This is a genomic window from Vibrio sp. 1288, assembly GCF_033344475.1.
Genome location: NZ_JAWPOX010000065.1, coordinates 1 through 11147, shown reverse-complemented (window position 1 = coordinate 11147; position 11147 = coordinate 1). Strand labels below are relative to the sequence as shown.

The following is an 11147-nucleotide window of genomic DNA, read 5'->3' as shown; positions in this document are numbered from 1 at the left end:
GCGTCCTGGAGGATTCGAACCTCCGACCGCCTGGTTCGTAGCCAGGTACTCTATCCAGCTGAGCTAAGGACGCGCAGATCTTCTTGCTAAGAAGTTGTGAAGTAAATCACATTCATTTCTTACGAAACAAAAAAAAGGCCATCGGGCCAGTCAATGAATGGCGGTGAAGGAGGGATTCGAACCCTCGATACGGGATAAACCGTATACTCCCTTAGCAGGGGAGCGCCTTCAGCCTCTCGGCCACCTCACCGTTTTCATTGTTATATCTCAAAAGAGATATGGCGCGTCCTGGAGGATTCGAACCTCCGACCGCCTGGTTCGTAGCCAGGTACTCTATCCAGCTGAGCTAAGGACGCACTTTTTGTTGATAAATCAACGTTGCAAGAATGGCGGTGAAGGAGGGATTCGAACCCTCGATACGGGATAAACCGTATACTCCCTTAGCAGGGGAGCGCCTTCAGCCTCTCGGCCACCTCACCGTCTTGCGGAGGCACATATTACGTTTTACCGAAAATATGTCAAACACTTTCTTTGAAAAAATCTACGAAACTGGCTTAACCGTTGCTGATTTAATCAAAGTGACTATTAAACGAACTTTATCACTCTATTATGATGAAAAAAAGAGAGTCTTCTCTGAAAAAAAGACATTTATTTTCAAATAACTTTCTGAAGTTCGAATCAACATTATTGATGAATTCACAGCCATACTCAACACAATAGTTTCTGCAAATTTTCAAAAACAGTAAAAACTAAAAAGGCCAACCCTTCGGTTAGCCTTTTTCATTCAAACTAAGCTCTGTAAACAGGAGCGACTTAGTAGTTACCTGAAGCAACGTTGCCATTGCCTTTTTCAGCTTGAATGCGCATGTAGATTTCTTCACGGTGAACTGAAACCTCTTTCGGAGCGTTAACGCCGATACGCACTTGGTTACCTTTAACACCTAGTACAGTTACAGTCACTTCATCACCAATCATCAGTGTTTCGCCTACGCGGCGAGTCAAAATTAGCATTCTTTGCTCCTTGAGTAATCTCTAAATTTTCTTGCTACAAAGCTATTATCCAACAAAAGTTATATTTTCGTAAACTACCTTGTTAGCGAAAATCAGCCTAAAAAGGCATGTTTTTGTTGAATGTTTAATGCTTCACTAGACGTAATGTAAGCATCATGCAGAATGTTTGCTGCTGTATCCACACATTCGGGTGCTAAAACTAGCATCATAGTGAGTGCATTCGTTGCGCTGAAATTGATCTCAATATCTCGCTTTGCCAACAAATCGCATGCGTGCTCTACCATTCCATTGGCCTCAAGCCCCACTGCGGTCAACAGGCTTACCACTTCACTATTACGGATTTTGTCGCTGAACACCAGATCGAACTTGGCACATGCATCTTGTTTTATCATGATACCTGCCCGTTCTGTTTCCTCGATCACATTCCAAATGTCGATACCCAACATCTGACATTGTTTTGTAGCACTAGATAAATGTTCTTTATCGACTTCGATTATGGCAAGGTCACGTTGAATGGCTATACCAGAGACGGCTTGATTGCCTAACTCCCCCTTTACCAGACTGCCTTCATTAACATCAAATGTCGAAAGCACGCGCAGTGGCACATTATTCTTCCATGCAAATTGCACTGAAGGTAAATGTAATACTTTCGCGCCTCGGCTTGCCATCGCTTCCATGGAAGGAAAATCGATAACCGCCAATTTTCGCGCGTTTTTCACTACACGTGGGTCACAAGTATAAATACCATCAACGTCGGTAAAGATTTGACACTCATCAGCGCGCAATGCGCCTGCCAGTGCCACTGCGCTCGTATCTGAGCCACCTCGACCTAATGTGGTGATATCCCCGTTCTCATTCACACCTTGAAAGCCTGCAACAATCACGATTTGGTCTTGCTCAAGCAATCCCAGAATTGTCTTAGTATCAATGTGTTTAATCGTTGCGTCATTGTGTTGATTATCCGTCACAATATTCGCCTGTGCTCCGGTAAGCGAGCGTGCAGCATGACCCAATTTATTGAGTGTCATTGCTAACAGTGCCATTGACACTTGCTCACCAGCAGAGAGCAAAACATCAAGTTCTCGAGCTGTAGGCACGCTATCTATCTGTTTAGCGAGGTCCATCAGTCTGTTTGTTTCGCCTGACATTGCAGACACGACAACAACAACTTGATTGCCATCATTTTTCGCCTTAATGATGTGTTCAGCAACTTGGTGGATTCTTTCAATTGAACCCACAGAGGTTCCGCCAAACTTTTGCACGATAAGGGGCTTTTTCACCAGTCTTCACCTTCCCAAGACCGAAGTCTCTTTAGAACTGCTTACATCGTCAGTATTTCCTTTTAGAAAAATTATATAAGCAGTAGTTACAACAAAAACCAAATAGCCTAAATGACTCGGTTAACTTTTAGTCAATTAAACCACTTGGCTGCTAAAAAAAATTACGCTCAATCAAAGAAACTTGATTGAGCGTAATTTTAGTAGTTAAAAGCTTATAAGCGCTCTTCTAACCAAGGCTGAACTGTTTTAATTGCCTCTGGTAGTGCGGCTACATCAGTACCACCAGCTTGAGCCATGTCAGGACGACCACCGCCCTTACCACCGACTTGCTCAGCAATCATCTTAACTAGATCACCAGCTTTTACTTTACCAGTTAGATCTTTAGTCACACCAGCAATCAGGCCAACCTTGTCACCTGTTACGTTAGCAAGCAGTACGACACCAGACCCCATTTGGTTCTTAATGTCATCAACCATAGTACGTAGGTTCTTGCTGTCAGCGCCTTCAAGAGCTGCGACTAGAACTTTTGTACCATTGACTTCAACCGCTTTGCCCATGATGTTAGCGCTTTCTGCTGCCGCCATCTTATCTTTTAGCTTCTGCACTTCTTTCTCTAGCGCTTTTGCTTTCTGTGCAGATTCTGCCAGTTTCTCTTCGTACTTCGCGTTTTGAGCTTCAATCGCGTCTAATGCAGCCTCGCCTGTTACCGCCTCAATACGTCGAATACCTGCAGCAATGCCGCTTTCTGAAGTGATTTTGAATAGGCCAATATCACCTGTGCTTGATGCGTGAATACCACCGCAAAGCTCTGTCGAGAAGTCACCCATAGACAGTACGCGTACTTCGTCATCGTACTTCTCACCAAACAGTGCCATTGCGCCTTTCTTCTTAGCAGACTCAATGTCCATCACGTTGGTTTCAATCGTGTGGTTGCGACGAATTTGCGCGTTAACTAGACGCTCAACTTCTTTCAGTTCTGCTGCAGTTACGGCTTCTAGGTGTGAGAAGTCGAAACGTAGGTTGTCTGCCTTCACCAATGAGCCTTTCTGCGTTACGTGCTCACCTAAAACTTGGCGTAGTGCTGCGTGTAGCAAGTGCGTTGCTGAGTGGTTTAGAGAGATAGCTGCGCGACGCTCTGCGTCAACGATAGTTGCTACTTCATCACCTTTCGCTAGAACGCCTTCTGCCATTACACCGTGGTGCGCGATTGCGTTACCTAGTTTTTGAGTGTCCTCAACGCGGAATACACCAGACTCAGTACGGATTTCACCAGCGTCACCACACTGACCGCCTGACTCTGCGTAGAATGGTGTTTCACCAAGTACGATGATTGCTTTGTCGCCCGCAGATAGCGAATCTACTTCGTTGCCTTCAACGAACATCGCTGCTACAGAACTAGAGCCTTTAGTACCTGTGTAACCACAGAATTCTGTTTGCGTATCAACTTTGATTGCTGCGTTATAGTCAGTACCGAAGTTACCCGCTTCACGCGCACGTTGACGCTGCGCTTCCATCGCTTTCTCGAAACCTTCTTCGTCGATTGCGAACTCACGCTCACGTGCTACGTCGTTAGTTAAGTCAGCTGGGAAGCCGTAAGTATCGTAAAGTTTAAATACGGTTTCGCCGTCTAGTACTTTACCGTCTAGGTTATCTAGTGCTTCGTTTAGAATCGCCATACCGCGCTCAAGTGTACGACCAAAGTTTTCTTCTTCGATACGCAGTACTTTTTCAACCACAGCTTGTTGACGCTTCAGCTCTTCACCAGCCGTACCCATGATGTCAGCTAGAACGCCAACCAACTTGTGGAAGAATGCACCTTGTGCGCCCAGCTTGTTACCGTGACGAACTGCACGACGGATGATACGGCGTAATACGTAACCTCGACCTTCGTTTGAAGGCATAACACCATCCACGATCAGGAATGAACATGAACGGATGTGGTCAGCGATAACGCGTAGTGATTGGTTTGATAGGTCTTCGTAACCGATCACTTCTGCTGCTGCTTTGATAAGAGCTTGGAATACATCGATTTCGTAGTTTGAGTGAACGCCCTGCATGATTGCAGAGATACGCTCGATACCCATACCAGTATCTACCGATGGTTTTGGTAGCGGTTCCATAGTGCCGTCTGCGTGACGGTTGAACTGCATGAATACGTTGTTCCAGATCTCGATGAAACGGTCACCATCTTCTTCAGGCGTGCCAGGACGGCCACCCCAGATGTGCTCACCGTGATCGTAGAAGATTTCAGTACATGGACCACAAGGGCCAGTGTCGCCCATTTGCCAGAAGTTATCAGACTCGTACGGCTTGCCGCCTTCTTTATCACCAATGCGAACAATACGATCAGCGGGTACGCCAACTTTCTTGTTCCAGATGTCAAACGCTTCGTCATCGGTTTCGTAAACAGTTACCAATAAACGATCCGCTGGCAGTTTAAGAACTTCGGTTAGGAATTCCCAAGCAAAGGAGATCGCATCTTCTTTGAAGTAATCGCCAAAGCTGAAGTTGCCTAACATTTCAAAGAATGTGTGGTGACGAGCAGTAAAGCCAACATTTTCTAGGTCGTTATGTTTACCACCAGCACGTACGCAACGCTGAGCCGTAGTCGCTCGAGTGTAGGCTCGTTTTTCTAAGCCTAAGAAACAATCTTTAAATTGGTTCATACCTGCGTTTGTGAACAGCAGGGTTGGGTCGTTATGTGGAACTAACGATGAACTTTCTACGATTTGGTGTCCTTTGCTCTCAAAGAACTTGAGGAACGCGTTACGAACCTCATCAGTGCTCATGTACATGCAGCTCTTCCTGAAAATAGTCGAGTTAGAATTTTGCCGTATTGTAGATCATGCAAACAGCTGAGACTAGTTTTCTTGAGGAAAAGAGGGAGTAGGAGAAAAAATTTGAAGCAAAACAAAAATCAGTGCGGACGACTGACCGTTAATCTTCGTCCTCAAAGTTCAGCGCGTAGCTGATTTGGTCAAAACTATAGCCGCGATACTGCAGAAAACGAACTTGTTTTGCGTACTCTTTTTGGTCTTTGGCTTTAATACCTTTGAATTTCTTTTCTGCCGCCTGTTTAGCCAGTTCAAACCAATCTTGCGGCTCTTCAGCCATAGCTTGCTCAATCACCGATTCCGCAACACGCTTCTGGTTTAACTCTTGACGAATTCGACGCTCTCCATGTCCTTTGTATACATGCTGTCTAATTTGACTCTTCGCGTAACGTAAATCATCTAAATAGTTATGGTCTAGGCAAAAATTAATTGCGATGTCGATGTCTGATTCTTCATAGCCCTTCATCGATAATTTTTGGTAAAGCTCATACTGACCATGATCGCGACGGCTAAGCAATTGTATAGCAGCCTCTTTGCTCGATAATGTTGGCGCCTGGCGTTTTTGGTACATGATGATCCTAAAAGTATTTTTGCTGTACAGGCTCTCAATGGCCTTTGTGATAATTCGATTTTTGATTTCAATAGATACAACAAAGCCCCGCATTGCAGGGCTTTGTCATTTATTAATCTATGAGAGATTAAAACTCTTCAGCTTGCTCTGGCGCTTCACCAGCTTCAGGCGCTTCCGCAAGTGCTGGCGCTAGCAACATTTCACGCAGTTTTGTATCGATAGTTTTAGCCACTTCAGGGTGCTCACGCAGGTAGTTACATGCATTCGCTTTACCTTGACCAATCTTATCGCCATTGTAGCTATACCAAGCACCGGCTTTTTCAACTAACTTGTGCTTCACACCTAGATCGACAAGTTCACCTTCGCGGTTAAAGCCTTGGCCGTACATGATTTGTGTGTTTGCTTCTTTAAATGGTGCTGCAATCTTATTCTTAACAACTTTGATGCGCGTTTCGTTACCTACGACTTCGTCACCTTCTTTGATTGCGCCAGTACGACGGATATCTAGACGAACAGAAGCGTAGAACTTAAGTGCGTTACCACCTGTTGTTGTTTCTGGGTTACCAAACATCACACCAATCTTCATACGGATTTGGTTGATGAAGATACACATACAGTTAGACTGCTTTAGGTTACCCGTTAGCTTACGCATTGCTTGAGAAAGCATACGTGCTTGCAGACCCATGTGGCTATCGCCCATTTCGCCTTCGATTTCTGCTTTCGGTGTTAGCGCTGCAACAGAGTCGACAACCATAACATCGATAGCACCAGAACGTGCAAGTGCGTCACAGATCTCTAGCGCTTGCTCACCTGTGTCTGGCTGAGAAACTAGCAATGCATCGATATCTACGCCAAGTTTCTTCGCGTATACAGGATCTAGAGCGTGCTCTGCATCGATAAACGCACAAGTTTTGCCTTCACGTTGCGCAGCAGCAATAAGCTCAAGCGTTAATGTTGTTTTACCTGAAGATTCTGGGCCGTAGATTTCTACGATACGACCCATTGGTAGACCACCAGCACCCAAAGCGATATCAAGAGAAAGAGAACCCGTTGAGATGGTTTCTACGTCCATTGCGCGGTTATCACCAAGGCGCATGATAGAGCCTTTACCGAATTGCTTTTCAATTTGACCTAGCGCAGCGGCGAGCGCTTTCTGTTTGTTCTCGTCCATTACTTTCTCCGATTTATTCATCTTCTTTGGGCGACGAATAGTAATTCATTTTTCTTAAGCAGAAGAACTGCTCAGCAATGAAAGTTATTATACTGTTGATTCATACAGTGTCCATACCTGTATGAAAAAAATTTGGCTGACCTAAAGTCGTGATTTGCTCTAGCCCTTATCAATGCTGGGCTAAAACAATTTAAGAAATTCTAGAGTAGATGTTGATACAATTGAGTCAGCGCATGCTCGACCGCTTTTTTGCGAACTTCTGCACGGTCACCAGTAAAATGCATGGTTTCGACTTGCTGCCAACTTTGGTTATCAGCAAAAGCAAAGCAGACCATGCCGACTGGTTTCTCTTCACTGCCACCCCCCGGCCCTGCAATACCACTGATGGACACACCGATGGTCGCATTGGAGTTTTTCATTGCACCCTGTACCATTTCAATCACAACTGGCTCACTCACTGCACCATGCGCTTCTAACGTTGAAGCTTGCACACCAAGCATCTCCATTTTCGCTTCATTACTGTAGGTGACAAACGCACGGTCAAGCCACGCTGAACTACCAGCAATGTCAGTAATGGCGGTTGCAACACCACCACCAGTGCATGATTCTGCGGTCGTTAAAAGATGCCCGTGTTTAGCCAATAATGCGCCTAAATCGGCACTCAATTTTGTTGTTTTTTCCATAGCCAAAATGCCCTTTGTCTCTTTTTACTTGATAGGGATTCACGTATCCTAAGCCGCTACGGAAATAAACAAAAGAACTTACCTGTGAAAGCTGAACAAAAACACACTCCTGATGCATTAGTACCTCTAAGCTGTCAAATCAATAACTTAAACAACCAAGAGCAGTCAAGCCATACTTTTACCTACACTAGAAAGCCTAACAAAGCATAATCAAGCCCACTTAATTGGTAATGAGTATCACTTTTATTTGCAAGTAAAAAAAGAGCCAGCCTACGCTGACTCCTTGAACTCTATATGCCCTGCTTGAGCAAACCCTGCTCCCAGTCTGTTTCGAGAAGCATCTGAAAACTCAAGCCAGACGCCAATCCCAAACTTAGCTTTCCAGAATTGATTGAGTCAGACGCATGTTGAGAAAATAACTCAAACAACTTGCGCTTATACTCTGTATCGTCGTTCCCTTTTAGATGCTCACCCTTTGTCTCCAACAAAGTGAAAGATAGGTCGCCTGTCTTTTGGTTGCGCAAGCAAACCAACAAATCCGGGTAAACTTTTTGCTTTTGCCACCCCTGAAGACTGTATTCCTTTCTGCTAACATCCACCCTGTGCCACCAATGAACCGAATCACTTTTATCCAAGTGTTGGGCAACTGGTATTTCAAGGTTATTCAGTCCGCGCTTGTAGACTCGCTCATAAAGGCTCTTTTGAATGTCCTCTCCATTTCTTCTGCGTAGAACTTGGTCCCCATCTTGAAGTCGAACATCCATATCTTTTTGAACGGTCCAGTTTAACTCTGACTCTTTAGGCTCAACCAAGGTAAGAGCAATCTGACCCTCTGAGAGCTTATTTTTGAAAAGCAGCTCACTAGCTTGAGCAACCTGATGCTGAAGGTCTTTCTTCATTTCCTTCAACAAATCAAGCCTACCAACATATAGCTGTTCTTCTGAAACCTTTCTAGCCCTCAGGGTTGCGAGTGTATCCGACAGAATTCTCATACATTGCCAAGGATTTGGTATCACATCCATAAGCTGACGAACCAAGAAGGGCTCATCAATACCACTATCTGTATGTTCATAAGTATCGAATGAAAGCAAATCAGGTGCTTTTTCAAACTCGACTCTCGCTACCGTTCGATGCATAGTTTCATCTTGTAAGACTATGCTTTCTGCCTTGGAAAAAGTGAACTCATCCCAGTCCAGTTCGCCAAGAATATCTTGCTCATAGTCAAAAAGACGATATCCCTCTGCTTCACTATGGTCTCTATGAAGCACTCTTGGCAGGTAAACACTCTTTACATCCTGCTTAAAGCTATCCCTTAGCGCGATAGACTCTACTCTAACTTTATTCGGGCTGGTGGAATCACCTTCATTTGAACCATTTACGAAATCAGTAAGGTCTCCCATCCCCTCTTCTTCCAGCCCTTTCTTGACACTCTCAACAGCCTCTGTCACATCTTGGTCATATGTGAAAACATAACATTCATCGAGCAACTGCCTTCCAGTGCTCTCTGCATGCGGCTGCCTCAATACACGACCTACCATCTGCGTTAAGGCTGCTTGAGCCGTCATCTTAGACAGCACTGTCAGAACGTATGCAAACGGACAATCCCACCCCTCTCTTAGAGCATCTTTAGTGATAATGTAACGTACAGGACTATATTCACTCATTAAGTCCTCATCGCCTATTTCATCCGCACTAGCCGTTTTTTCCTTAATAGAGCCCGCATCCACACCTAGGTTCTTAACTAGATAATCACGCACATCATCAGTGTGAACGAACCCAGAGTCACGTTGCTCCTTACCAGTACGCTCTACACGAATAACCATTATTGGTCGGATATAGCGGCCCGATTCATTATGAAAGTCATCAGCCTCTTTGGAAATGGACTCAAGTTGAGCATGAGCTGTAGCCAATGTGTGCTTCCAATCTGCCTTACTGTCATTGCTGACATTAATTGGAATTTTAATCATCTGCTCTTCTTTCAGATTCTGACCCGGCACATTAACCAGAACATTGGAATGATGCTTACCTTTAGAGTTTGGTGTTGCTGACAGCTCCAATATGAACTTAGGGTTCATACCACAAAGCGTATCTCTCGCAGAGTCACTGTAAGCCTTATGCCCCTCATCGATAATGATAGTTGGCCTAACTAGCCGTAAAACATTACCCAAACTCATTTTGATAGATAGGTTATTCCCAAATAGCCCACCACCCGCTAAGTCATTCGACTCTAGATTTCGCACCTTTGACAAGAGTTCATCATTGGCAACCCAATCATCTTCGACCGGGAAGAAAGAAGTGAAGCGTCCACTGTCACGAAACATCCGCAGCGACTCTTTAGACTTGCGATTCGATGATTGCAGCATAAGTAGCATGACGCAGAGCTGCTGCTCTACGTCACGCTTAGTAAATGCATCATCTTTTTCTAAAAGCTTAACTCGACCACCAGACGCTCGTTCAAGCATTTGACGATATGGGTGCTCTCTATTAGCTAAACTTTTCCATGTTTGCTTATAAATTGAATCTGAAGGCACCACCCATAACACAAAGCCAGTTTGCTCTTTGAAATAGTCCGTCTGAATCCGCTCAAGGCTTGCTGCCGCTAGGAGTGTTTTTCCACCCCCTGTAGGGACTCGATAGCACACATTTGGAATACCCCTATCCATGCCATCATAACGATTGATATAGGGTGCCACCTGTCTGTTGTTAGACCTGTCACGTAACTCTGGAAGCTTTCTTTGCGTATTCAACTCATCCCACGCTTTGGCGCAATAATTATCTAATTTAGCCTCTTTGCCTCGACTGACCTGAAACTCAAAATACTCTTCAGCCTCTTCTTTACTGGAGGATAGCGTCGATAGATATGTATCTAAACGCTCCAACACTTTGACTTGATAATCTTTGAGTTCCATCAACTAGCCCCCCATAATGCGGTGAACTGCATAAGGTAACTGGCAAAACTCAATTCGATTCTGCGACAGCTCTTTTTGGCTCATAAACTTTGCAACAGCAAAAACAATTATCCTCTTTTTGCTAGTTGAGCTCGCTTTAATTGCCTCAACTTTTTCACTATTTAGAGCAGCTTCGTTTGAGCGCAACCACTCAACATCAGGCTGATAGAACAAGTGGATGCGGAATAAGTCGGTCTCGCCAATAAAACCATCTACAGAACGCTTTGACACAGCATCCAGCGACTGTCCCGTGGCTGTGTAGAACACGTAACGAGCAAGCGCATCAAATGAAGGCATACCCTCACCAGTAAGCAAGCTATCAACCTGAATAGCCTCCCCTAGCGTGCAGTATGTAAAACTCCCCCCAACTCCCGGCACCGACTCATCAATCACTCGCTCCCCCGAAACAGTTATGACCCCATCTTTCATCTGCTTTTTAATCGAGTCATACTCGCTCTCATATTTTCGCTCTAATGCTTCTATGTCCGATAAGATTTTTGAATGCTGCTTTTCAAATGCAGACCATGTAACCTTTTTTTGCATCAATTCATGCTTTTGCTTTCCTTTGAACGAATGGCTATGTTCCCTTTAATTGTTGCTGAAGACTTAACATCCTGTTTTCATTAAGTTCTTCAGTAACTTCCATGTA

8 protein-coding genes and 4 tRNA genes are annotated in these 11147 nt (G+C 44.6%); all 12 read right to left on the bottom strand.

Features of this window, described 5'->3' with window-relative positions:
• The 12 genes from R8O11_RS24260 to R8O11_RS24205 all read right to left on the bottom strand — a co-directional run bounded on the left by R8O11_RS24260 (position 1) and on the right by R8O11_RS24205 (position 11041).
• Positions 1 to 73: transfer RNA gene (locus R8O11_RS24260), tRNA-Arg, on the bottom strand.
• Between the two features lie 85 nt (positions 74 to 158).
• Positions 159 to 250 (bottom strand) — tRNA-Ser (locus R8O11_RS24255).
• A gap of 29 nt (positions 251 to 279) precedes the next feature.
• Positions 280 to 356, bottom strand: a tRNA-Arg gene (locus R8O11_RS24250).
• 31 nt (positions 357 to 387) lie between these two features.
• Positions 388 to 479: transfer RNA gene (locus tag R8O11_RS24245), tRNA-Ser, on the bottom strand.
• 334 nt (positions 480 to 813) lie between these two features.
• A complete protein-coding gene (csrA, locus tag R8O11_RS24240; RefSeq protein WP_004415691.1) occupies positions 814 to 1011 on the bottom strand; it encodes a carbon storage regulator CsrA in 198 nt (65 codons plus the stop codon).
• Between the two features lie 92 nt (positions 1012 to 1103).
• On the bottom strand, positions 1104 to 2291 hold the full coding sequence (locus R8O11_RS24235) for an aspartate kinase (RefSeq protein WP_005383803.1): 1188 nt from the start codon (positions 2289 to 2291) through the stop codon (positions 1104 to 1106).
• Between the two features lie 212 nt (positions 2292 to 2503).
• Complete coding sequence (gene alaS / locus R8O11_RS24230; protein WP_053306770.1) at positions 2504 to 5086, bottom strand: alanine--tRNA ligase; 2583 nt, start codon at positions 5084 to 5086, stop codon at positions 2504 to 2506.
• A 142-nt stretch (positions 5087 to 5228) separates the two neighbouring features.
• Positions 5229 to 5696 (bottom strand): recombination regulator RecX, encoded by a 468-nt coding sequence (recX, locus tag R8O11_RS24225; protein ID WP_005383799.1) that lies wholly within the window; start codon positions 5694 to 5696, stop codon positions 5229 to 5231.
• 127 nt (positions 5697 to 5823) lie between these two features.
• The gene (gene recA / locus R8O11_RS24220) at positions 5824 to 6867 is read right to left on the bottom strand and encodes a recombinase RecA (protein WP_005380874.1); all 1044 of its coding nucleotides are present in this window, start codon (positions 6865 to 6867) and stop codon (positions 5824 to 5826) included.
• A 200-nt stretch (positions 6868 to 7067) separates the two neighbouring features.
• Positions 7068 to 7550, bottom strand: coding sequence for a nicotinamide-nucleotide amidase (gene pncC, locus R8O11_RS24215; protein ID WP_005380875.1), 483 nt, complete (start codon positions 7548 to 7550; stop codon positions 7068 to 7070).
• 290 nt (positions 7551 to 7840) lie between these two features.
• Positions 7841 to 10459 (bottom strand): DEAD/DEAH box helicase, encoded by a 2619-nt coding sequence (locus R8O11_RS24210; protein ID WP_318194527.1) that lies wholly within the window; start codon positions 10457 to 10459, stop codon positions 7841 to 7843.
• A 3-nt stretch (positions 10460 to 10462) separates the two neighbouring features.
• Positions 10463 to 11041 (bottom strand): hypothetical protein, encoded by a 579-nt coding sequence (locus R8O11_RS24205; protein ID WP_318194526.1) that lies wholly within the window; start codon positions 11039 to 11041, stop codon positions 10463 to 10465.
• Positions 11042 to 11147: the final 106 nt, after the last annotated feature.